The 21,314-nt window shown below is 67.1% G+C and carries 20 protein-coding genes; 10 read left to right on the top strand and 10 right to left on the bottom strand.

Annotated elements, in window-relative coordinates:
* The 5 genes from QOC76_RS15160 to QOC76_RS15140 all read left to right on the top strand — a co-directional run bounded on the left by QOC76_RS15160 (nucleotide 1) and on the right by QOC76_RS15140 (nucleotide 4,623).
* Nucleotides 1-810: an ABC transporter permease gene (locus tag QOC76_RS15160; RefSeq protein WP_526357680.1), complete on the top strand. Its 810-nt coding sequence runs from the start codon at nucleotides 1-3 to the stop codon at nucleotides 808-810.
* Nucleotides 807-1,892: a sulfate/molybdate ABC transporter ATP-binding protein gene (locus QOC76_RS15155; protein ID WP_526357678.1), complete on the top strand. Its 1,086-nt coding sequence runs from the start codon at nucleotides 807-809 to the stop codon at nucleotides 1,890-1,892. The genes QOC76_RS15160 and QOC76_RS15155 overlap by 4 nt, the downstream gene beginning before the upstream one ends.
* Before the next feature lie 186 nt (nucleotides 1,893-2,078).
* Complete coding sequence (locus QOC76_RS15150) at nucleotides 2,079-3,089, top strand: APA family fibronectin-binding glycoprotein (protein WP_526357676.1); 1,011 nt, start codon at nucleotides 2,079-2,081, stop codon at nucleotides 3,087-3,089.
* Nucleotides 3,090-3,227: 138 nt separating this feature from the next.
* Nucleotides 3,228-3,530: a GlsB/YeaQ/YmgE family stress response membrane protein gene (locus QOC76_RS15145; RefSeq protein ID WP_526357674.1), complete on the top strand. Its 303-nt coding sequence runs from the start codon at nucleotides 3,228-3,230 to the stop codon at nucleotides 3,528-3,530.
* Nucleotides 3,531-3,603: 73 nt separating this feature from the next.
* On the top strand, nucleotides 3,604-4,623 hold the full coding sequence (locus QOC76_RS15140; protein ID WP_526357672.1) for a zinc-binding alcohol dehydrogenase family protein: 1,020 nt from the start codon (nucleotides 3,604-3,606) through the stop codon (nucleotides 4,621-4,623).
* Nucleotides 4,624-4,635: 12 nt separating this feature from the next.
* Here QOC76_RS15140 and QOC76_RS15135 read toward each other — a convergent pair whose 3' ends face one another.
* Entirely contained in the window at nucleotides 4,636-5,124 is a 489-nt protein-coding gene (locus QOC76_RS15135; RefSeq protein WP_526357670.1) for a hypothetical protein, read from the bottom strand.
* A gap of 117 nt (nucleotides 5,125-5,241) precedes the next feature.
* Between QOC76_RS15135 and QOC76_RS15130 the strand changes: the two genes are divergently transcribed.
* The gene (locus tag QOC76_RS15130) at nucleotides 5,242-5,829 is read left to right on the top strand and encodes a CGNR zinc finger domain-containing protein (RefSeq protein WP_526357668.1); all 588 of its coding nucleotides are present in this window, start codon (nucleotides 5,242-5,244) and stop codon (nucleotides 5,827-5,829) included.
* Here QOC76_RS15130 and QOC76_RS15125 read toward each other — a convergent pair.
* Both QOC76_RS15125 and QOC76_RS15120 read right to left on the bottom strand, forming a co-directional pair.
* A complete protein-coding gene (locus tag QOC76_RS15125) occupies nucleotides 5,821-6,606 on the bottom strand; it encodes a CPBP family intramembrane glutamic endopeptidase (RefSeq protein ID WP_526357666.1) in 786 nt (261 codons plus the stop codon). The two genes, QOC76_RS15130 and QOC76_RS15125, sit on opposite strands and share 9 nt — an antisense overlap.
* The gene (locus QOC76_RS15120) at nucleotides 6,606-9,035 is read right to left on the bottom strand and encodes a phosphoketolase family protein (RefSeq protein WP_526357664.1); all 2,430 of its coding nucleotides are present in this window, start codon (nucleotides 9,033-9,035) and stop codon (nucleotides 6,606-6,608) included. Before QOC76_RS15120 ends, QOC76_RS15125 begins: the two co-directional genes overlap by 1 nt.
* Nucleotides 9,036-9,103: 68 nt before the next feature.
* Here QOC76_RS15120 and QOC76_RS15115 point away from each other — a divergent pair, with 68 nt between their 5' ends.
* Both QOC76_RS15115 and QOC76_RS15110 read left to right on the top strand, forming a co-directional pair.
* Entirely contained in the window at nucleotides 9,104-11,470 is a 2,367-nt protein-coding gene (locus QOC76_RS15115; protein WP_526357712.1) for a CaiB/BaiF CoA-transferase family protein, read from the top strand.
* On the top strand, nucleotides 11,467-12,939 hold the full coding sequence (locus QOC76_RS15110; protein WP_526357662.1) for an acetyl-CoA acetyltransferase: 1,473 nt from the start codon (nucleotides 11,467-11,469) through the stop codon (nucleotides 12,937-12,939). The genes QOC76_RS15115 and QOC76_RS15110 overlap by 4 nt, the downstream gene beginning before the upstream one ends.
* A gap of 96 nt (nucleotides 12,940-13,035) precedes the next feature.
* Here QOC76_RS15110 and QOC76_RS15105 read toward each other — a convergent pair whose 3' ends face one another.
* The 6 genes from QOC76_RS15105 to QOC76_RS15080 form a co-directional block, all read right to left on the bottom strand.
* The gene (locus tag QOC76_RS15105) at nucleotides 13,036-13,611 is read right to left on the bottom strand and encodes a hypothetical protein (protein WP_526357660.1); all 576 of its coding nucleotides are present in this window, start codon (nucleotides 13,609-13,611) and stop codon (nucleotides 13,036-13,038) included.
* A 37-nt stretch (nucleotides 13,612-13,648) separates the two neighbouring features.
* The gene (locus tag QOC76_RS15100) at nucleotides 13,649-14,377 is read right to left on the bottom strand and encodes a DUF72 domain-containing protein (RefSeq protein WP_526357658.1); all 729 of its coding nucleotides are present in this window, start codon (nucleotides 14,375-14,377) and stop codon (nucleotides 13,649-13,651) included.
* The gene (locus QOC76_RS15095; protein ID WP_526357656.1) at nucleotides 14,374-15,015 is read right to left on the bottom strand and encodes an HhH-GDP family DNA glycosylase; all 642 of its coding nucleotides are present in this window, start codon (nucleotides 15,013-15,015) and stop codon (nucleotides 14,374-14,376) included. The genes QOC76_RS15100 and QOC76_RS15095 overlap by 4 nt, the downstream gene beginning before the upstream one ends.
* Nucleotides 15,016-15,057: 42 nt before the next feature.
* Nucleotides 15,058-15,390 carry a TfoX/Sxy family protein gene (locus tag QOC76_RS15090; protein ID WP_526357654.1) on the bottom strand — a complete coding sequence of 111 codons (333 nt, stop codon included), beginning with the start codon at nucleotides 15,388-15,390 and terminating at the stop codon, nucleotides 15,058-15,060.
* A 75-nt stretch (nucleotides 15,391-15,465) separates the two neighbouring features.
* Nucleotides 15,466-17,802, bottom strand: coding sequence for an endopeptidase La (gene lon / locus QOC76_RS15085; protein WP_526357652.1), 2,337 nt, complete (start codon nucleotides 17,800-17,802; stop codon nucleotides 15,466-15,468).
* Between the two features lie 30 nt (nucleotides 17,803-17,832).
* Nucleotides 17,833-17,979: a hypothetical protein gene (locus tag QOC76_RS15080; protein ID WP_526357650.1), complete on the bottom strand. Its 147-nt coding sequence runs from the start codon at nucleotides 17,977-17,979 to the stop codon at nucleotides 17,833-17,835.
* A 158-nt stretch (nucleotides 17,980-18,137) separates the two neighbouring features.
* Here QOC76_RS15080 and QOC76_RS15075 point away from each other — a divergent pair, with 158 nt between their 5' ends.
* Together QOC76_RS15075 and QOC76_RS15070 are read left to right on the top strand one after the other, a co-directional pair.
* Nucleotides 18,138-19,415 (top strand): ATP-binding protein, encoded by a 1,278-nt coding sequence (locus QOC76_RS15075; RefSeq protein WP_526357710.1) that lies wholly within the window; start codon nucleotides 18,138-18,140, stop codon nucleotides 19,413-19,415.
* Nucleotides 19,416-19,491: 76 nt separating this feature from the next.
* Complete coding sequence (locus QOC76_RS15070) at nucleotides 19,492-20,226, top strand: SDR family oxidoreductase (RefSeq protein ID WP_526357648.1); 735 nt, start codon at nucleotides 19,492-19,494, stop codon at nucleotides 20,224-20,226.
* Nucleotides 20,227-20,287: 61 nt separating this feature from the next.
* Here QOC76_RS15070 and QOC76_RS15065 read toward each other — a convergent pair whose 3' ends face one another.
* Nucleotides 20,288-21,286, bottom strand: a complete 999-nt coding sequence (locus tag QOC76_RS15065) for an alpha/beta hydrolase (protein ID WP_526357646.1) — start codon at nucleotides 21,284-21,286, stop codon at nucleotides 20,288-20,290.
* Nucleotides 21,287-21,314 lie beyond the last annotated feature (28 nt).

Here is a 21,314-nt window from a genome sequence, read left to right as displayed (position 1 = left end):
GTGCACCCCGGGCCCGCGCTGCCGCGCTGGATGTACTTCCCCGCCGCGGTCGGGGCGCTCTTCGTGATGCTGCCGCTCGTCGCGATCGTCGCGAAGGTGGACTTGCCGCAGTTCTGGACTTTGATCACCAGCGAATCCTCGCGCGCCGCACTGGTATTGAGCCTGAAGACAGCAGCAGCAAGCACGCTGCTGTGCGTGCTGTTCGGCGTCCCGATGGCGCTCGTGCTGGCCCGCAACGACCATCGGGCGGTGCAGGCGATCCGGCCGCTGCTTCTCCTGCCGCTCGTACTGCCGCCGGTGGTGGGTGGCATCGCGCTGCTGTACGCATTCGGCCGGCTCGGGTTGGTCGGCCACTACCTCGATGCGGCGGGCATCCGGATCGCGTTCACCACGACTGCGGTGGTATTGGCGCAAACCTTTGTGTCTCTTCCGTTTCTGGTCATCGCGCTCGAAGGTGCGGCACGCACATCCGGCCGCGACTACGACGTGGTGGCGGCAACGCTCGGGGCCCGGCCGACCACGGTGTGGTGGCGGGTGTCCCTGCCACTTCTGGCGCCCGGGCTGGTCTCGGGTGCGGTTTTGGCCTTCGCCCGTTCACTCGGCGAGTTCGGCGCGACGCTGACGTTCGCGGGCTCGCGCCAAGGCGTCACCCGCACCCTGCCATTGGAGATCTACCTGCAGCGTGAAACCGACGCCGACGCGGCCGTCGCCCTTTCGGTGTTGCTGGTCGCCGTCGCCGCTGTGGTGGTGCTCGCGCTGGGCACCCGAAGACTTCGATCAGGGTCCGCGATTGCCGGGAGCGCACCGTGACCGGCGTGCACGTGCGCGCGATCGTCGCCGATCGTGACGTCGACATCGAATTCACCACCACTGCAGGCGAAGTGCTGGCCGTCCTCGGGCCGAACGGCGCCGGAAAGTCGACGACGCTACACGTGATCGCCGGATTGGTGCGGCCCGACGAGGGACTCGTACGACTCGGTGGCCGCGTACTCACCGACACGGCGTCCGGCGTATTCGTGCCGACACACGCTCGCCGCGTCGGCATGCTGTTGCAGGACGCACTGCTGTTCCCGCACCTGAATGTCGCGGCCAACGTGGCGTTCGCACCGCGCAGCGGCCATCGCGGGCGACCCCGCCGAGAAGCCCGCGCAACGGCGGAGCACTGGCTGGCGAAGGTGGACGCCGCCGGACTCGCCCCCCGCATGCCTCGGCAGTTGTCCGGCGGCCAGGCGCAGCGGGTGGCGCTGGCACGCGCTCTTGCGGCAGACCCTGACGTGTTGCTGCTTGACGAACCCCTCGCAGGCCTCGACGTCGCGACCGCGACCGCGATGCGAAGGCTGTTGCGTGACAACTTGACCCGAGAAGGGCGTTCAGCCGTGTTGATCACTCACGATGTACTCGACGTGCTGACCCTTGCCGATCGGGTACTCGTCTTGGAGTCCGGCCGGATCGTCGAAACCGGTTCGGCGGCGTCGGTGTTGGCCGCGCCGCGGAGTCATTTCGGTGCGCGGTTCGCGGGCGTGAACCTCGTCAGCGGCACCGCCGGACCGGACGGCGCCCTCAACACCGAGTGGGGTGCCGCCTGGCACGGCAACCCCGCTGCGGAGGTCGTCGTCGGGGGTCCTGCCGTTGCGGTGTTCCCGCCATCCGCCGTCGCGGTCTATCGCGACAAGCCACACGGCAGTCCGCGGAACACCGTCGAGGTGGTGGTCGCCGAACTGGACAGCAGGGGATCCGCCCTTCGCGTGCGCGCCGACGAGCAACCCGACGGCGCGCCGGGCCTCGCCGCCGACATCACCGCCGAATCGGCGGCCGAACTCAGGGTGGCGCCAGGGGAGCGTGTTTACTTCACGGTCAAGACGCAGGAAATCACCGTTCACCCCGTTCCGTAACAATGGCTGGGCGCGCATCGATCAAATCATCGAAGCTCGCGTTGCACCGCGCGAGCAGCTTGGCGTGCGAGCAAATTTCGTCGAGGGCGCTAGCGTGCCTTTTGCCGCTCCCAGCAATGTCACAGTTAAACACTCTAAGACCGCCCCACACTTGCGTCACGGCAGCAACACTGTAGTTTCGTCTGCATGCATGAGCCGGATGCGATCCCTGAACACCGCAAGCGCACGCGCCGCGTGAAGACGCTGGCGATGGCCACGGCGGCCGGTGCCACGGTGGTGGCCCTCGCGCTGCCGTCCGTGGCTCAAGCCGATCCAGAACCGTCGCCGTCGCCCGCCCCGCCGCCACCTGCAGGCAACACCTTCCTTCAAGGCCCGCCCGACCAGAATGCACCGCCGCCTCCGGCCGATCCCGCCGCACCTGCGCCTGCGGCCGCCGATCCGAACGCGCCCGCCCCACCGCCCGCACCGGAGCCCGGTCGCGTCGATAACGCCGCCGGTGGCTTCAGCTATGTCGTGCCCGCGGGCTGGAAGGTCGCCGACGCCACCCAGTTGTCCTACGGCCAGGCTCTGCTGACCAAGACAGGACCGGAGGCGACCACCCCGGCCCCGGCGACTCAGCCCGGACAGCAGGGTGCGCAGCCCGCCAACGACACCAGCGTTCTGCTCGGCAGGCTGGACATGAAGTTGTTCGCAGGCGCCGAAGCCGACAACGGCAAGGCGGCCACCCGGCTGGCCTCCGACATGGGCGAGTTCTTCATGCCGTTCCCCGGCACCCGGGTCAACCAGGAAAGCGGGGCGCTCGCCGCGGGCGATATGCCGGGCGCCTTCTCCGCGTACGACGTGAAGTTCACCGACACGAACAAGCCGACCGGCCAGATCTGGGCCGGCGTGGTCGGTAACGCGACGCCGACCGTGGCCCCTGGCCAGCCGCTGGCTCCGCGCGGCCAGCGCAACGAGCGGTGGTTCGTCGTCTGGCTGGGCACTGCGAACAACCCCGTCGACAAGGGCGCGGCCGCCGCGCTCGCGAACTCGATCCGGCCGTGGAGCCCGCCCCCACCGCCCGAGCCGGATCCGAACGCGCCACCTGCGGACCCGAACGCTCCGCCCGCGCCGAACAATGCGCCGGGACGTCCGCCGGTCGGAGTCGGGGTCCCCGTTGACCCGGCCAACGCACCCGGCATGATGCCCGCGGGCTGACGAACGAGAACGTTTTCGTTTACCTGCCGTTTTGATCTTGTTCGTAGCCGATTCGACCCTTGAATCGTTACGCTTCGGGCGTATACCGGAGTTTGGCCCAGCGGTCGCGCTGGGCGCCGACAGGCAGGAGATCCGGAGATGGATGCCATTACAGCGACCGAGTTGGCCGCTCGGTCAACGACACTTACCAGCGTTGGCTGGATCGGCTACATCATAATCGGAGCAATCGCGGGATGGATCGCCGGCAAGATCGTCAAGGGTGGCGGCTCAGGCATTCTGATGAATATCGTCATCGGTATCATCGGCGCGCTGATCGGCGGCTTCCTGCTCAGCTTCTTCGTCGACACCGCCGCGGGCGGATGGTGGTTCACGCTGTTCACCGCGATCCTGGGATCGGTGATCCTGCTGTGGATCGTCGGGATGGTGCAACGCAAGAACTAGGCGATACGGCCGAACGTTTCGTACCGGCTGACAATTGGGCGAAACCTCGACTCGTAAGGAACGTTCGTCGAGCATGACTTCTGCCAAGTCGATGACCGCGTGGCAGGTCCGCGACCCCGGCCCGATGAGTACCCGTCCGTTGGAACGCGTCACCGTTGCGGTTCCGTCACCCGGCCGGGGCGAAATTCTCGTTGCCGTGCGGGCGTGTGGTGTGTGCCGCACCGATCTACATGTCGCCGAGGGAGATCTGCCGGTTCACCGGCCGAATGTCATACCCGGACACGAAGTGGTCGCCGAAGTCGTTGCGGTGGGTCAAGATGCCGGCGACGAGTTCACAGTCGGTGATCGCGTCGGGGTTGCATGGCTGCGCCATACCTGCGGGCAGTGCACGTTTTGCATCCGCGGCGACGAGAACCTGTGCCCGCAGTCGCGCTACACAGGCTGGGACGCCGACGGGGGATACGCCGAATTCGCTACGGCTCCTGCGGCTTTCGCGCACCCGCTACCGACCGGGTATTCCGACAACGAATTGGCCCCGCTATTGTGCGCGGGCATCATCGGCTATCGGTCCTTCCTGCGCGCGGATCTTCCGCACGGCGGCCGGCTCGGCATCTACGGGTTCGGCGGCAGCGCACACATCACCGCCCAGGTGGCGCTGGCGCAGGGCGCCGAAGTGCACGTGATGACGCGCGGCGCGGTTGCGCAGGAGTTGGCGCTCGCACTCGGCGCGGCCTCGGCGCAAGGCGCCTACGACCCACCGCCGGTGAAGTTGGATGCCGCGATCCTGTTCGCACCCGTTGGCGAACTGGTGTTGCCCGCGCTGGAGGCGCTCGATCGTGGTGGCACACTGGCGATCGCCGGTATCTACCTGAGCGACATCCCGGTGTTGAACTATGACCGTCACCTGTTCAACGAGCGTCAGGTGCGCTCGGTGACGTCCAATACCCGCGACGACGCCCGCGAATTTCTCGCCTTCGCCGGGCGCCACCGCATCGCCGTCACGACGCCGGAGTATCCGCTCGACCGCGCGGGCGACGCACTCGCCGATCTCAGCGCCGGGCGCATCTCGGGCGCCGCCGTCCTGCGGGTGTAGCGCGACCCCCGCTCACAGAGCCGCGAGCGCCGCCCCGAGGCGCCCCTCGAGGTCGCCGCGGCCGTAGCGGTACATCGGCCCGGTCCCGTCGGCGAGCAGCACCCGCAGACGAGCGATTCCGCGTGCGCTCACCGGCCGCGTCGAGTGCAGCCGCAGCGTGATCTGGTCGAATCGGTCCTGCGCCGCGGTGATGTTCGGGATGTTCAGCGGCACGCGCGACGACATCGGCGCGTCGCGGTTGCGGGCGTCGCCGACAGAGCGGCGCAGCGAGCGGGCCAGGGCCTCGCGTTCGTCGACCGACGTCAACCGCTCCGCATGCACGGCGAGTGCGCTGCCGGCGGCAGCGCTGACACCGACCGCGAGCATCCGGTCGAACCTGGTGGCGAACAGCCGGGCCATCAAGCGTGCGCTCAAAGGGGTGCGCGACATCTCCTCGCGCCGCCTTGCACCCTGCAGCTGGGCGGCCGAAAGAAAGCCGATCGAAATCCGGTTCGCGCTCATGTCGGTAGACCTCTTTCCACTCACATCCGTTTCGTACTATGACTGTCAAAAACGCTACACCGGTCATGCATGACTAGTCAAATTGATTTACCGGTCACGAGGTTCTATAGTGGCGATATGCCTGCTTCGCATTGGCTGGGCGACGACGAGTCCAAGCCGGCGCCCGATCCGCTCAGCCGTATACAGGCACTCGTCAACACAATCGAGATGCCAGAAGGCCAAGACCGTCTCGCCGACCCCGGCGAGGCCAGACCCTGGTTGGTGGCCCATGGCCTGCTGCGTTCCGATTCCGAGTTGCCGGCCGACGACCTCGCCTTGGTGCGCGGGGTGCGTGAGGCGCTTCGCGAGATGCTCGTGCACAATGCCGGCGGTCCGCCGCCGACGGCCGCAGCGTTGGCACCGCTGCGCGAAGTCGCCGGAGACGGCACCGCGAGCGCAGTCCTCGACGAGAAGGGCGAAATTCTGCTGTCGGCCACCGGCGATACGGTGTCCGGGCGGTTGATCGAGTTGCTGTTGGTCATCCGCGACGCCCAGCGCGACGGCACCTGGGCACGGCTCAAGGCATGCGGGAACAACGAGTGCCAGTGGGCGTTCTACGACCGCTCCCGCAACCATGGTGGTACTTGGTGCGACATGTCGTCGTGCGGCAACAAGCTCAAGAACCGCGAATTCCGCGCACGTAAGCGCGGCGCGCCGTCAAGTTGACAGATGCCACACCAGCGCGGCCGCAAGTGCGCCCATCCCGTTGAGCGACCAGTGCAGTGCGATCGGCGCGAGCAGGCTGCCGCTCCTACGGCGAAGCCAGGTGAACACGAAGCCGGCCACACCTGTCGCCGCCACGGCGAGCACCACTCCTGCGGCGGTGCCGAGCAGGCCGCCGCCGAAGATCCGGGTGAAGCCGACATTGCTGCTGGTGAGGCCCAGCGAGGTGGCGATGTGCCAGAGACCGAAGAGCAGCGAGCCCGCCGCCGCCACGCCGCGGAAACCCCACGCCCGGTTCAGCGCGCCGTGCAGCACTCCGCGAAACGCCAGCTCCTCGGGAATCACCGTCTGCAGCGGGATGATGATCATCGACGCGATCAGCGCGCCGGAGACAGTGGCGTAGTTGTTGTTCATGAACATCGGGCGGGTCCACGGCAGCAGTGCCCCGATCACGATGACCGTCAGCACGACGGCGACCGCCGCCAGCGCGTAGCCGGCGCCGGATCTCCAGTGCTCGCGGCCGAGGCCCAGCTCCGCCCAGCCCAGGCCGCGCGACCGCACCAGGATCAGCAGTCCGACGGCGGCCGCGGGCACCGTGGCGATACTGGCCCACGGCGTGGTGAAGTGGGCGACCAGGTTGGTGATCGCGAGCATCACCACGACCACCGCAATGTCGATGTACGTGCGGAAATGATGTAGCGCCGACAGCTGAGCCACCGCGGGATGCGGGCTTACCGCCTGGTCGGACACGCTGCTGAGTGTACCGGCGCCTGCTGGCATCATTCGTTGTCGGCGGTGTCCTGCGCCATCGACTGTGTTCCGGACGGACGAAAGCCCGAGTCCCAGGTCCAGCCCGAGATGGCCGGATCGTCCTCGCCGTTTTCCCGGGTGTAGCGGCGCGCCGCCAGCCGTGCGTCGGCCATCCGCTGGCGCAGCCCCGCGGCGCGGGTCGCCAGTCCATCGACGCGGTCGATGACGTCGATGACGAGATGGAAGCGATCGAGGTCGTTGAGCATCACCATGTCGAACGGCGTCGTGGTGGTGCCGCGCTCCTTGAATCCCCGCACGTGCATCTGAGCGTGGTTGGCGCGTCGATACGTCAACCTGTGGATCAGCCAGGGATAGCCATGGTAGGCAAAGATCACCGGTCTCTCGGTGGTGAACAGGGCGTCGTATTCGCGGTCCGAAAGGCCGTGCGGATGTTCGGTGTCGGGTTGCAGTCGCATGATGTCGACGACGTTGATCACCCGGACCGCCAACTCGGGCAGTTCTCGGCGCAGGATGTCGGTCGCCGCGACGGCTTCCAGCGTCGGGATGTCGCCTGCGCAGGCAAGCACCACATCCGGTTCGCCTGCGGCATTGCTTGCCCACTCCCAGATGCCGATGCCCCGGGTGCAATGCGCGATCGCCTGGTCCATGTCCAGGTAGGTCAGCGCGGGCTGCTTGCCCGCGACGATGACGTTGACGTAGTGACGGCTGCGCAGGCAGTGGTCAGCCACCGACAGGAGTGTGTTGGCGTCCGGCGGCAGGTAGACCCGCACGACTTCGGGCCGCTTGTTGGCGACATGGTCGATGAAGCCGGGATCCTGATGCGATGCGCCGTTGTGATCCTGGCGCCAAACATGTGATGTCAGTAGATAGTTCAGCGACGCGATCGGTCGTCTCCAGCTGAGGTCGGAGCTGCTGGACAGCCATTTGGCGTGCTGATTGAGCATCGAGTCGACGATGTGCACGAACGCCTCGTAGCAGTTGAACAGCCCGTGCCTGCCGGTCAGCAGGTAGCCCTCGAGCCAGCCTTGGCACAGGTGCTCCGAGAGCACTTCCATCACACGGCCGTCGGGGGAGAGGTTCTCATCGCCGGGTTCGGTGTCGGCCAGCCAGACCTTGTCGGTGGCCTCGAACACCGCGCTCAGCCGGTTCGAAGCGGTCTCGTCGGGACCCATCAGACGGAACCGGTCGAGGTTGCGCGTGATGACGTCGCGCAGGAACGTGCCGAGCACCTTGGTGGCTTCTGCGGCTTCGCTCGCCGGCTTGTCCACCGCGACGGCGTAGTCACGGAAGTCCGGCAGGTCGAGGTCGCGCAGCAGCACGCCGCCGTTGGCGTGCGGGTTGGCGCTCATCCGCCGGGCGCCTGCGGGCGCCAGGGCGCGAAGCGCGGGCCGAAACGCGCCGTCGTCGTCGAACAACTCCTCGGGCCGGTAGCTGCGCAGCCACTGCTCGAGTTGTGCCAGATGCTTCTTGTTGGTCCTCGTCTCGCTCAGCGGGACCTGGTGCGACCTCCAGGTGCCCTCGACCTGCTTGCCGTCCACCTCGTGCGGACCGGTCCACCCCTTGGGCGTGCGCAGCACGATCATCGGCCACCTTGGACGCTGTGTGACGCCGTCGGCGCGCGCCGCCTGCTGGATGGCGGTGATCTGGTCGAAGGCCTCGTCGAGCGCGACGGCAAGCTGCTGATGGACGTTGGCGGGGTCGTCGCCTGCCACCGTGATCGGTCGGTAACCGTAGCCGGTCAACAGCGATTCGAGTTCCTCGTGCGGAATCCGGGCGAGCACCGTGGGGTTGGCGATCTTGTAGCCGTTGAGGTGCAGGATCGGGAGCACCGCGCCGTCGGTGGCCGGGTTGAGGAACTTGTTTGAGTGCCAACTGGCCGCCAGCGGACCCGTCTCGGCTTCGCCGTCGCCGATCACACAGGCCACCACCAGGTCGGGGTTGTCGAAGGCGGCGCCGTAGGCATGGACGAGCGCGTAGCCCAGCTCGCCGCCCTCGTGTATCGATCCCGGCGTCTCGGCGGCCACGTGGCTGGGGACGCCTCCCGGGAAGGAGAACTGCCGGAACAGCTTTCGGATCCCGTCGACGTCCTCTTCGATGCCCGAATACACCTCGCTGTAGGTGCCCTCGAGGTAGGCGTTGGCGACCAGACCTGGGCCGCCGTGGCCGGGGCCGGTGATGTAGATGACGTCGGCGTCGCGCTCGCGGATGATGCGGTTGAGGTGCGCGTAGACGAGGTTCAGCCCGGGTGTCGTGCCCCAGTGGCCGAGCAGTCGCGGTTTGATGTGCTCGGCCGCCAGCCGGTCTCGCAGCAGTGGATTGTCCAGAAGATAGATCTGGCCGACGGAAAGGTAGTTGGCGGCCCGCCAGTAGGCGTCGATCCCGGAAAGTTCGTCGTCGGAAAGGCGCGGGGCGGTCGTTGTGTGGAGGTCAGTGCTCATCGGAACCATGGTTGTCGTGGTGGGTGAACAACGAGTGGTACCCGGCTCACGAAGACCTAAGCATTAACCTGACCATCGTGCTGCTGTCGGAACTGCGGGTGCTGGACCTATGCAACGGCGACGCCGACGCGGTAACCCGGCCGTATGCGGACCTCGGTGCCGATGTGCTGAAGGTCGAACCGCCCGGCGGCAGCCCGGGACGGTCGCAGCCGCCGTGCGTGGCGGGCGTCGCTGTTCCGTTCTGGCTGAACAACGCCAACAAGCGCAGCTGTGTGCTCGACCCCGCCGACGCGACGGATCGCGACCGTCTTGTCGAGCTCGCCGCGGCGGCCGACATCGTGGTGGACAGCGGTAACCCCGGGCGCGCTGACGCGTTCGGCACCTCGTGTGCGGCGCTGTCGCGACGGTATCCGCACCTGGTCGCGATGTTGGTCACCGACTTCGGCGCCGACGGTCCACGGGCGTCCTGGTCGGCCACCGACCCGGTGTTCTATGCGCTGTCGACGGCGCTGTCCCGGTCAGGGCCGACGACAGGGCGCCCGGTGCTGCCGCCCACCGGCATCGCCTCGGCTACCGCGGCGGTACAGGCGGCATGGGCAGGCCTGGTCGCCTACTTTCACCGCTTGCGTTACGGCACCGGCGATTACCTCGACTTCTCCCGTTTCGAGGCGGTGGTGCAGTCGCTCGATCCGCCGTTCGGCGCCGAGGGACAGGCGGCCGTCGGCCTGAAGCAATCCCACGAACTGTGGCGGGGCAGGCCGCGCAATCAGCAGATCTATCCGATCTTCGGGTGCCGCGACGGCCACGTCAGGATCTGCCTGCTGTCGCCACGTCAATGGCGCGGTATGCGGTCGTGGTTGGGCGAGCCCGAACAGTTCCAGGACCCGAAGTTCGACACGATCGCGGCTAGATACGCCGCGTCCCGCGAGCTCAATGAGTTGGTAACCGAATTGTTCGCATCGCAGACGATGGACGAACTCGTCGTGGCGGGACAGTCCCGTGGCGTGCCGATCGCGGCGGTCTTGACTCCTGCGGAGACACTCGCATCCGAACACTTCCGGTCGGTCGGCGCGCTGACCGAGGCCACGATCGCACCCGGCGTGGACATCACGGTGCCCGTCGGCGCATTCGTCGTCGACGCGCACCATTGCGGCTACCAGAGGCCCGCGCCTGCGGCGGGCGACGACGAAGCTACTTGGGCGACATCGCGATCCGATCGCCCGGACATGTCGGGCTCGTCGAGCGGCAATCGTCCGTTCGACGGTCTGCGGATTCTCGATCTCGGAGTGATCGTCGCGGGCGGTGAACTCGGCCGCCTCTTCGCTGACCTCGGCGCCGAGGTCATCAAGATCGAAAGCGCCACGTATCCGGACGGTCTGCGTCAGACGCCGCCCGGGCAGGTGATGAGCCGATCGTGGGCGCTGGCCCACCGCAACGAGTACGGCCTCGGGCTGGACTTGCGCAGCCCACAGGGCGCCGACGTCTTCTCGCGCCTGGTCTCGGATGCCGATGCGGTGTTCGCCAACTTCAAGCCGGGAACGCTTACCTCTCTGGGCTTTTCGTTCGAGAAACTGCGCGAGCTGAATCCGCGGATCGTGCTGGCGGAGAGCAGCGCCTTCGGTGCCACCGGGCCGTGGAGCGCCCGCATGGGATACGGACCCCTTGTACGGGCCACCACAGGCATCACCAGGCTGTGGTCGTCCGACGACTGTCCCGGTTTCTTCGATGCCACCACGATCTTTCCCGACCACGTGGCGGCACGCATCACCGCGATCGCCGCGCTGGCGTCGCTGATCGGCCGCGAGCAGACCGGAACCGGTGCGCGGGTGCACATCTCACAGGCAGAGTCCGCGGTCAACCAGCTCGCCGCCAGCTATGTGACCGATGCCGCCGTCGTCGCCGGGCTGCCCGTCGACGAGGGGAGCACGGCGCACGGCGTGTACGCGTGTGCCGGCGATGACGAATGGTGTGTGATCTCGCTGCGCACCGCCGCCGACCGCCGAGCGCTGGCCGCCGTGATGGAGGTGGCAGGACTACCCGACGACCGCTCCGAACTCGTCGATGCGGTGTCGGAATGGACGTCGCGGATGGACAAGAACGCCGTCGCAGAGATCCTTCAGCGGGCAGGGGTGCCTGCCGCTCCGATGAACCGCGCAGCCGATGTGCTGGCCGATCCCGTTCTGCTGCATAGACATTCGTACACCGATATGGTGCACCCACTGTTCGAGCATCCTTTGCCCACCGAAACGAGCCCGACGCGTTTCGCCCACATCCCGCCGGCCGAGTTGCGCCCTGCCCCCATGCCCGGCGAGCACACCCGCGAGGTCTGCCACAAACTGCTGTCGCTCGACACCGAGGAGATCGACCGCCTGATCGCTGAGGGCGTGTTGTTCACCGCTTCCGACCTCGACGACGCATCGAGAACTCGATCATGACAACACCCCGTACGCCGGTTCTGATCGGTTATGGGCAGGTCAACCAGCACGACGAGACGCCGGGCGTGGAGCCCGTCGACCTGATGGCCGAAGCGGCGCGTGCGGCCGCCGATCCGCGGGTGCTGCAAGCGGTCGACTCCGTCCGGATCGTCAACATCCTGTCCTGGCGCTACCGCGATCCCGGCCGACTGCTCGCGCAACGGATCAACGCCGACGACGCGACCACTCGCTACACGGGTGTGGGCGGCAACGTGCCGCAGACGTTGGTCAACCAGGCGTGCCTGGACATCCAGGCCGGGCGGGCCGACCTCGTGTTGATCGCGGGCGCCGAAACGTTCCGCACGCGTACTCGATTGCGCAACCGCGGAGAAAAGCCGAACTGGACCAGTGAAGGCGAATCGGTGCCGTTCGCCGAGGGCGCCAACGAGGGTGAGCCGCTGGTCGGCCCAGCAGAGACCCGCATCGAACTCAACCGGGCGCCGTACTTCTACGCAATGTTCGAGCAGGCTCTGCGCATCGATGCGGGCGAGCGGCCCGATGCTCACCGCGCCCGTATCGGCGAACTGTGGGCCCGATTCAGCGCGGTGGCGGCGGGCAACCCGCATGCATGGAGCCGCAAGGCGCTGCCCGGCGAGGAGATATGGCAACCGGGTACCGACAACCGGATGATCAGCTTCCCCTACACCAAGTGGATGAACTCCAACAACATGGTCGATCAGGGCGCGGTCATCATCCTGGCGTCAGCGGAGAAGGCCACGTACTTGCAGATCCCTTCGGAGCGTTGGGTTTTTCCGTATGCAGGCACCGATGCGCACGACACCTACGCCATCGCGGAACGTGGAGAGTTGCACCGCTCACCGGCCATCCGGATCGCGGGTCGCCGCGCGCTCGAGCTGGCCGGCGTTGGCGTCGACGACCTCGATCTGATCGATGTGTATTCGTGCTTCCCATCGGCAGTTCAGGTCGCCGCAGCGGAACTGGACCTGTCGCTGGACGACACGGACCGACCGCTGACCGTCACCGGCGGCCTGACCTTCGCGGGCGGTCCGTGGAACAACTACGTCACACATTCGATCGCCACGATGGCCGAGCGATTGGTCGCGAACCCGGGTCAGCGTGGTCTGATCACCGCCAACGGCGGCTGGCTCACCAAACACAGCTTCGGTGTCTACGGCACGCAACCACCCCAACACGAATTCCGTTGGGAAGACGTGCAGTCCACGGTCGACGCCGAACCGACAAGCAAGGCCGAGGTGGAGTGGTCAGGTTCGGGCACCGTGGAAGCCTGGACGACACCGTACGACCGCAGCGGAGCCCCGGAAAAGGTATATCTGGCGGTCCGCACGCCCAACGACTCGCGAACCCTCGCGGTGATCATCGACACGGGCGAGGCGGAGGCCACGGTGCGCGAGGACATCGCGGGGGCGACGGTGACGGTGCATCCCGATGGCACCGCCAACCTAAGCTGAGCGATCCCAACGCCTGCGCGGCGCCGGCGAGCTGGTCGGGGTCGACTCGACCGGCGAAGGCTTCCGATTGGGACGACATGGCTCGACGCGACGCCGCTAGGGCGCGTCGAGCGGTACTTCGCTGTACTGCGGTATGAATCCGTCGGCGCTGAACGTGAAGCCTGCGCCGCTTTCCTCGCTCAGGCACGACACCCCGGTCGCTTCCTGGACGTTGCATCGGAATCGGGCAACGACAAGCGTCCGGTTGAACGGCAGTACGGTGGCCGCAGTCGGCGGCGGCCCGGCTATGGCGGCGAAGTGAGCGTCGCCCTCCGGCTCGATGACGATCGCGTTGGGAGTCGTCTGCCCGCCCGCGGCGTTGGGCACTGTTTCAGGTGCGCCCTCGATGCCGATAGCGCCGGATGTGGCCTGACAGGCCGCCTTGTCATGGGGCAGTATCGCGCACTGCCAGCGGCCGCTGGGGGTGGAGAAGTAGTAGGCCGTCTGACCATTCGGGGTCTGGACGAAGTCGAACGCGTTGGCCAGATGCACGGGATTCGTGGGTGGCAGCGACGGTGCGACGGACGTGCTCGTCGCTGTGACGCTCTCCCATTCTCCGGTATTGACGACGCGCTCGGCCGAGCAGCCCGTGACGGCCAGAAGCGCCGCCGAGATCAAGGTCATGGTCCGCATTTCGCACGTCAGCTTGCCGGACGCCGATCTTGGCCGTTCAGCCGGGGGTTAGCAACGCGCGTAGCCGCCGAGCGTTGCGCACCGCGTGCCCGCCGAGGTCGTTGTTGAAATACACATCCACCCGCCTGCCCTCGGCCTGCCAGGCCGCCACGCGGTCGGCCCACTGGCGCAGTTGGTCGTCGGAATAGGAGCCGGTGTACAGCGAGGCCGGCTCGGGCCCGTGCATCCGGATGTAGACGAGGTCACTGGTGGCAACCGGAACGCAGTCGAGTTTGGCTCCACTCATCACCACATACGCCGCATCGTGTCGTTCCAACAGGGAGAACACCGCCGGGTCGTTCCACGACGGATGTCGCAGCTCCATCGCAACCGGGATCGATCGCGGCATCAGGCCGAGAAAGTGGTCTAGCCGGGCGTCGTCGCGCCGCAGTTCGGGGTGCAGCTGAACGAGCAACGCCTCCGCGCGGTCGCCGAGGGCCGTCCAGCACCGCTCGAAACGCTCGATCCACGGCTCGGGTGATGTCAGCCTGCGGAAGTGGGTCAGCCCGCGATGCGCCTTCACCGCCATGGTGAAGCCGTCGGGCAGGCGCTGCCGCCATCCGGCGAAGGCGGCGTCCCGCGGCCACCGGTAGAAGCTGGCGTTGAGCTCGACGGTGTCGAACTCCTCGACGTAGCGGGCCAACCGTTTGGCCGGCGGCAGGCCGGGGGGATAGAGCACGCCGGTCCAGTGGTCGTACGACCAGCCGGAGGTGCCGATCCGGATCACGCGACGAGTTCGGCGCGTTTGTCGTCGTCGAGGGAGACGCGGACGAGCGCCGCGGCGAGCTTCGCCGTGTTCCGTGGTGCAAGTGCGCTCAACGCGGCGGGATCGGCGGCCAGCCCGATGGCACGTGCCGCGGTGATGGCGCGCTGGTCGAAGTACGGCCGCGCCCAGGTCCACCCGTCCTGCACTTCGCGGAGGAAGATGTCGGCGCCGGTGTCGCCGATTCCCTTGAACTGCTTCAAGAGTCGCTTCACCGCAGTGAAATCGCACTTGCCTGCGGCCGCCAGCCGCCGCAGGTCGCCGCCGTAGTCGTCACGGACAGCGGCGGCGATGTCGGCCAACCGGGTGGCCGAGCTCTCGTCGTAGCGGACGTAGTGCGCCTCCCCGAATGCGGCGATCATGGTGCCCCGGTCGGCGGCCAGGACCGCCTTCGGGGTCTTCAGGCCGGCCCGGAACAGTTCCCGCGCAGCCTGCACGGCGATCGTGGCGTCGATGGGCTTGCTGGCCAACATGCACAACACCAGCAACTGGAAGAGCGGCATCGGTTTGTCCCGCAGCGTGATGCCGGCCTCTTCGGCGTAGGTGGTGCCGGCGACCTTCATCAGGCGCTCCACGAGCTGCTTGTGCGTTGACCGTGCCATTGCACCTGACTTACCCGTCGCAATGGTGCGGAAACGTCGCGCTCACTTCGGGGGCAGGGACTTGGCGTAGTCGACGCTGCGGGTGACCCAGGACTGCAGCTGACGTTTGGTCTTGACGCCATCGGCGGAGACCCGAAGCCAGCCGCGGGTCTCCCGGCCTGCCATCACCATCGGTTCGACGTGCTGGCGCGAAAGCAGCGAGTCGGTTTCGGTGGGCGGCACGCGAACCATCAGGCCGCCGCGGCCGCTTGCGGCCACCGACATGTTGCCGTTGACCAGAAACGCCAGACCGCCGAACATCCGCTTCTCCTCGACGCCTTTCTGGGCGCCGAGGAGTTCGCGGATACGGTCGGCCAGGTCCTCGTCATACGCCATGCGATGAAGTATCACCGAAAATGCAGTCAGGGTCGTGACCGGTCTGCGATCACGACCCTGAGTGCAATCTTGCGATCAGGCGGCGACGGTGGCTTCCGCGCCAACGGGTTCGAGTGCCCGCGCGACGATGTCGGCGACATCGGTCATCGGCCGCACCTCGAGCACCTCGAGCACCTCGGCCGGGACATCGTCCAGGTCGGGCTCGTTGCGCTGCGGGATGAAGACCGTTGACAGACCGGCCCGTTGGGCGGCAAGCAGCTTCTGCTTGACCCCACCGATCGGCAGCACCCGACCGTTCAGCGTGACCTCACCGGTCATACCCACGTCGGAGCGGACCTGACGTCCGGTCGCCATCGACACCAGGGCGGTGACCATGGTGACGCCTGCGGACGGGCCATCCTTGGGCACCGCGCCCGCAGGCACGTGCACGTGGATTGTCCGGTCCAGTGTCTTCGGGTCGACGCCCAACTGCTCGGCGTGCGCCCGGACATAGGACAGCGCGATCTGAGCCGACTCCTTCATGACGTCGCCGAGCTGCCCGGTCAGCTTCAGACCGGGCTCGCCGTCGTTGGCGTTCGCCTCGATGTACAGCACGTCGCCGCCGAGGCCGGTGACGGCCAGACCGGTCGCCACGCCGGGCACCGCGGTGCGCTCTTCGGCATCCGGGGTGAACCGCGGACGGCCCAGGTAGCCGACGAGATCCGGCTCGTCGATGACGAGGGCGTCGGGGTTCTCCGCAAGCTTGGTCGTGGCCTTGCGCAGCGCCTTCGCCAGCAGCCGCTCGAACTGCCGCACACCGGGTTCGCGGGTGTAGTCCGCGGCAACCTTGCGCAGCGCGTCTTCGGTGACCGTGACCTCGTCGGCCGTCAGCGCCGCCCGCTCACGCTGCCGGGGCAGCAGGAAGTCGCGGGCGATGGCGACCTTGTCGTCCTCGGTGTAGCCGTCGATAGCGACCAGTTCCATCCGGTCCAGCAGCGCCGACGGAATGTTCTCGATGACGTTCGCCGTCGCGAGGAACACCACATCGGACAGGTCCAGGTCCAGATCGAGGTAGTGGTCGCGGAACGTGTGGTTCTGCGCGGGGTCCAGCACCTCGAGCAGCGCGGCGCTCGGGTCGCCTCGGTAGTCCGAGCCGACCTTGTCGATCTCGTCGAGCAGCACGACGGGGTTCATCGACCCCGCCTCACCGATCGCGCGAACGATCCGGCCGGGCAGCGCACCGACATAGGTGCGTCGGTGTCCGCGGATCTCGGCCTCGTCGCGCACGCCGCCGAGGGCGACGCGAACGAACTTGCGGCCCAGCGCACGAGCCACGCTCTCGCCGAGCGAGGTCTTGCCGACTCCCGGAGGCCCGGCCAGCGCCATCACGGCGCCGGAACCGCGGCCGCCGACGACGGCCATGCCACGCTGGGACCGTCGGGCCCGCACCGCCAGGTACTCGACGATGCGGTCCTTGACGTCGTCCAGCCCGTGGTGGTCGGCATCGAGAATTTCGCGGGCCGCCTTCAAGTCCGTCGAGTCCTCGGTGGTGACGTTCCACGGCAGGTCGAGCACGGTATCGAGCCAGGTGCGGATCCATCCGCCCTCAGGGCTCTGCTCGCTGGAGCGTTCCAGTTTGCCGACCTCGCGAAGCGCCGCCTCGCGGACCTTCTCGGGCAGCTCGGCTGCCTCGATGCGGGTGCGGTAGTCGTCGGATCCGTCGGGCTCGCCCTCGCCGAGCTCCTTGCGGATCGCGGCGAGCTGCTGACGCAGCAAGAATTCTTTCTGCGTCTTCTCCATGCCGTCGCGGACGTCCTCGGCGATCTTGTCGGTCACTTCCACCTCGGCGAGGTGGTCGCTGGTCCAGTCGATCAACGCGCGCAGCCGCTCGGCGACGTCCGGCGTCTCCAGCAGCTGCCGCTTCTGCATATCGGTCAGATACGACGCGTAGCCGGCCGTGTCGGCGAGTTGCGACGGGTCGGTCAGCTTGTTGACGAAGTCGATGATCTGCCACGCTTCGCGCCGCTGCAGCATCGCCAGCAGCAGCTTCTTGTACTCGGCCGCCAGCGCACGCGTGTCATCGCTGGGCTGGGGCTCCTCTACCTCGGTCACCTCGACCCACAGCGCGGCGCCCGGGCCGGTGGTTCCGGTACCGATGTGCGCACGGCGTTCGCCGCGCACCACCGCGGCCGAACCGCCGCTGCCCGCGATGCGTCCGACCTGAACGATCGACGCAAGCACGCCGTATGTGGGGTAGCGGTCGTCGAGCCGCGGGGCGATCAGCAGTTTTCCGCTGTCGCTGGCCTGCGCGGCGTCTATTGCGGTACGCGCGGCGTCGTCGAGTTCGATGGGCACCACCATGCTGGGCAGCACGATGGGCTCGCTCAAGAAAAGGACGGGCACCGCAGTCGTCACGCTCGTTGCTTCAGGCATTCATCTCCTCCAAAGTTCAGCCTGTTGCACTCAACCTTGTGAGGGGCTCCTTTGTTCCCGGCGAGCGCCGAGTTTCCGCCCGATCAGGACGGTCGCCGCGACGAGCAGGCCGCCGGTTCCGTTCACCGGCGTGTTGCGCGCGAGGATCAGTTCGGGATCGGTGGTGGCCAGGGCCACGGCGAGACTCAGTCCGAAGGTCAGCAGGAGATAGCAGGCGAACGGGTCGAGACACCGGGCCTTGTATGCCCTGGGGGTCGCCGGTGAGACGTCCGCCCCCCCGCGCGACCACCCATCTGGGCGATGTCCGGCTACCGCTGCGCCAGGTACTCACGAGCATGCCCCCTTGGCGACTGCGTGACTTCCACGAGGACGACCTCGACCAGGCGATCGGCGTCTGGGACCAGAGCCGAAGCCGTGACGAGGCACATCCGGTGTTCGGAGTGTCGGAGGTGATTTCGGCGGCCAGGTCCGGCCAGCCGGCGGTGGTCGCCGTCATCGGCGACGATCTTGTCGGCATGGCGGCCGCGCAGGCGCACGGGGAGCGAGCGTGGATCTCCGTAGTAGCGCTGAGTAATCTTTGGCGGAATGGCGGCATCGGAAGTGCGCTGCTCGGCGAATTGGAGGTCCGGCTGCGCACGATGGGGGTGCGGCGGATTTGTGCGCTTCTGCCTGCGGATGCAACGGGGACGGCGGCCCTGCAGAACTCGGGTTACGCCGAACGCACCGCATTGAGCTATTTCGAAAAGCTCGACCATGTCGGCACCGCAGATGCGGGTTTGCTGGCCAACCTCGGCGGTCAGGTGATGGGCGGTGGACTCTGGCACGCGATGGCCGGGATGGAACGCGAGAAGCAACTCATCGAGAAGCGCATCGTGCTGCCGCTCGTCGAACCGAATACCGCTGCGCAGTACGGCGTTTCGCCGCCGAAGGCGGTTATCCTGTACGGCCCGCCCGGCACGGGGAAGACAAGTTTCGCCAAGGCCGTGGCAGGTCGGCTGGGTTGGCCGTTCGTCGAACTGTTCCCGTCACGGCTCGCGACTCCTGACGTCGCGATGGCCAGCGCACTGCGCGAGGCCTTCGCAACGCTGATGGAATTGGAAGCCGCCGTCGTCTTCATCGACGAAGTAGAGGAGATTGCAGGCAGTCGCTCTGGCGCCCCCTCAGATCCCTCACACGGTGTGACGAACGAATTGCTCAAGCTGATACCCGCGTTTCGCCAGCAAGGCGGGCGCCTGCTGGTGTGTGCGACGAACTCAGTGCGATCGCTCGACTCGGCGTTCTTGCGGCCAGGCAGATTTGACTGCATCATCCCGATCGGACCGCCGGATGCCATTGCCCGCGCTGCGATTTGGAATCGCTACCTGGGTCCGATGACGGATGCGGTAGAGGTTGACAAATTGGTCGAGGCAAGTGCGATGTTCACGCCCGCCGACATCGAATTCGCCGCACGCAAGGGCGCTCAGTGCGCATTCGAACGCGAGGTCGAGTTCCGGCGCGGGGAACCCGCTCGCACCGACGACTACCTGACCGCCATCGCCGATACGCGTCCGACGTTGACTGACGCGATGCTGTCCGAGTTCGAAGAAGACATTGCGCTGCGTACTCGGCTGTGACCCGGTGACGGGGCGGTGCGGGCAATCCGGCGGGAATAGCCCCTCGAAGACATAGGTCGTAGTTGCCATGGTCGAAATGACACCCGAATCTGTCATCGCTATCACTGGAGCCAGCAGTGGCATCGGGGAGGCGACCGCGCGACACCTGGCTACGCGGGGAGCCCGTCTGGTCATCGGCGCGCGTCGAACGGACCGACTGGAAGCCCTTGCGGACGAAATCCGGCAGGACGGTGGGGAAGTAGTCCCGGTCGAGGTGGACGTGACTCGTCGCGCCGACCTCCAGCGGCTGGTGCAGACGGCGGTCGACCGGTTCGGCCGGCTCGACGTGTTGGTGAGCAACGCGGGCGTCAGCAAGCTCGGACCGTTGGCCGACGGCGACGTGGACGGCTGGTCGGCGATGATCGACGTGAACCTGCACGGCGTGTTGAACGGCATCGCCGCCGCCATGCCGGTGTTCCGGCGGCAGGGAATCGGCCACTTCGTGACGACGGTGTCCACGGCAGGGCTGAAGATCGTCCCGGATATGGCCGTCTACGCCGCCACCAAGAATGCGGTCCGCACGGTGATGGAGTCGCTGCGGCAGGAGTCCACCGACGGTGTCATCCGGACCACCTCGGTGTCGCCTGGGTTCGTCCGCACCGAACTCGGCGACTCCATCGACGACCCGGACGCCCGCGCCCGCATCCGGTCGAACATGGGCGCTATCGGCCTCTCGCCGGAAGCCGTGGCACGGGCGGTCGCATTCGCGATCGAACAGCCGCGCGACGTCGAGATCGGTGAAATCGTCATCCGCCCAACCGTTCAGAACTAGGCCCAAAAGCAGTGAGCCTGCCGCCAGGGGTAGCGGCAGGCCCACTGAAGGGGAGGTGCTGTTACGCGGAGGTGGGGGACGCGCCCAGCACCCGTTGGAGATCGGGCTTCATCTGCTCGAGCTGCTGACCCCAGTAGCCCCAGCTGTGTGTCCCGTTGGAGGGGAAGTTGAACACCGCGTTCTGGCCGCCTGCGGCCACGTAGGTGTCCCGGAAGCTCTCGTTCGTGCGGAGCGTGAACCCCTCGAGGAACTGTGCCGCCATCAGGTTGCCGCCGTCACTACCCACGTCGAGATCGGCAGGCGTGCCGTTGCCGCAGTAGATCCAGAGCCTGGTCTTGTTGGCGACCAGCTGGTTGATGTTCACCATCGGGTCGTTGCGCTTCCAGGCCGGATCCGAGGACGGGCCCCACATGTCCTCTGCGCTGTAGCCGCCCGCGTCGTTCATCGCGAGACCGATCAGCATCGGCCACCAACCCTCGGAGGGGTTGAGGAAGCCGGACAGCGATGCCGCGTAGATGAACTTCTGCGGGTAGTAGATCGAATACGTCAGCGCGGTGCTGCCTGCCATCGAGATGCCGACCACGGCGTTGCCGTTCTGCGACACACCCTGGTTGGCCTCCAGATAGACCGGCAGCTCCTGGGTCAGAAACGTCTCCCATTTGTAGGTGTAGTCCTGTCCGTTGCCCTGCGATGGCCGGTACCAGTCGGTGTAGAAGCTCGACATGCCGCCGACCGGCATCACCGTCGAAAGGCCCGAGCCGTAGTACCACTCGAACGCCGGGGTGTTGACGTCCCAACCGTTGTAGTCGTCCTGCGCCCGCAGGCCGTCCATCAGATACACCGCATGCGGTCCACCGCCCTGGAACTGAACCTTGATGTTGCGGTTCATCGACTGCGAGAACACGTCCAGATACTCAACCGGCAGACCCGGACGGGAAAACGCGCCTGCAGTCGCCGACCCCCCGGCGAAACCGATCAGCGCTGGCAGGGCCGTCGCGACGAGGGCGCCGGCCGCCAGTCGGCGTCCCCACTTACCTCGAAACTTCTCAATGAAATTCATAACGGCAACCAACCCACCTTTCCAATTA

The sequence above is a fragment of the Mycobacterium sp. genome (assembly GCF_032159565.1).
Classification (GTDB): Bacteria; Actinomycetota; Actinomycetes; order Mycobacteriales; family Mycobacteriaceae; genus Mycobacterium.
The sequence above is the reverse complement of the archived record's forward strand: the minus strand, read 5'-3'. Positions and strand labels throughout refer to the sequence as shown.

Excerpts from the sequence above, each read along its gene's own strand:
- QOC76_RS15150 (WP_526357676.1), top strand. The coding sequence starts at position 2,079 with ATGCATGAGCCGGATGCGATCCCTGAACACCGCAAGCGCACGCGCCGC.
- QOC76_RS15145 (WP_526357674.1), top strand. The coding sequence starts at position 3,228 with ATGGATGCCATTACAGCGACCGAGTTGGCCGCTCGGTCAACGACACTT.
- QOC76_RS15140 (WP_526357672.1), top strand. The coding sequence starts at position 3,604 with ATGACTTCTGCCAAGTCGATGACCGCGTGGCAGGTCCGCGACCCCGGC.
- QOC76_RS15135 (WP_526357670.1), bottom strand. The coding sequence starts at position 5,124 with ATGAGCGCGAACCGGATTTCGATCGGCTTTCTTTCGGCCGCCCAGCTG.
- QOC76_RS15130 (WP_526357668.1), top strand. The coding sequence starts at position 5,242 with ATGCCTGCTTCGCATTGGCTGGGCGACGACGAGTCCAAGCCGGCGCCC.
- QOC76_RS15125 (WP_526357666.1), bottom strand. The coding sequence starts at position 6,606 with ATGCCAGCAGGCGCCGGTACACTCAGCAGCGTGTCCGACCAGGCGGTA.
- QOC76_RS15120 (WP_526357664.1), bottom strand. The coding sequence starts at position 9,035 with ATGAGCACTGACCTCCACACAACGACCGCCCCGCGCCTTTCCGACGAC.
- QOC76_RS15110 (WP_526357662.1), top strand. The coding sequence starts at position 11,467 with ATGACAACACCCCGTACGCCGGTTCTGATCGGTTATGGGCAGGTCAAC.
- QOC76_RS15105 (WP_526357660.1), bottom strand. The coding sequence starts at position 13,611 with ATGCGGACCATGACCTTGATCTCGGCGGCGCTTCTGGCCGTCACGGGC.
- QOC76_RS15095 (WP_526357656.1), bottom strand. The coding sequence starts at position 15,015 with ATGGCACGGTCAACGCACAAGCAGCTCGTGGAGCGCCTGATGAAGGTC.
- QOC76_RS15090 (WP_526357654.1), bottom strand. The coding sequence starts at position 15,390 with ATGGCGTATGACGAGGACCTGGCCGACCGTATCCGCGAACTCCTCGGC.
- lon (WP_526357652.1), bottom strand. The coding sequence starts at position 17,802 with ATGCCTGAAGCAACGAGCGTGACGACTGCGGTGCCCGTCCTTTTCTTG.
- QOC76_RS15075 (WP_526357710.1), top strand. The coding sequence starts at position 18,138 with ATGCCCCCTTGGCGACTGCGTGACTTCCACGAGGACGACCTCGACCAG.
- QOC76_RS15070 (WP_526357648.1), top strand. The coding sequence starts at position 19,492 with ATGACACCCGAATCTGTCATCGCTATCACTGGAGCCAGCAGTGGCATC.
- QOC76_RS15065 (WP_526357646.1), bottom strand. The coding sequence starts at position 21,286 with ATGAATTTCATTGAGAAGTTTCGAGGTAAGTGGGGACGCCGACTGGCG.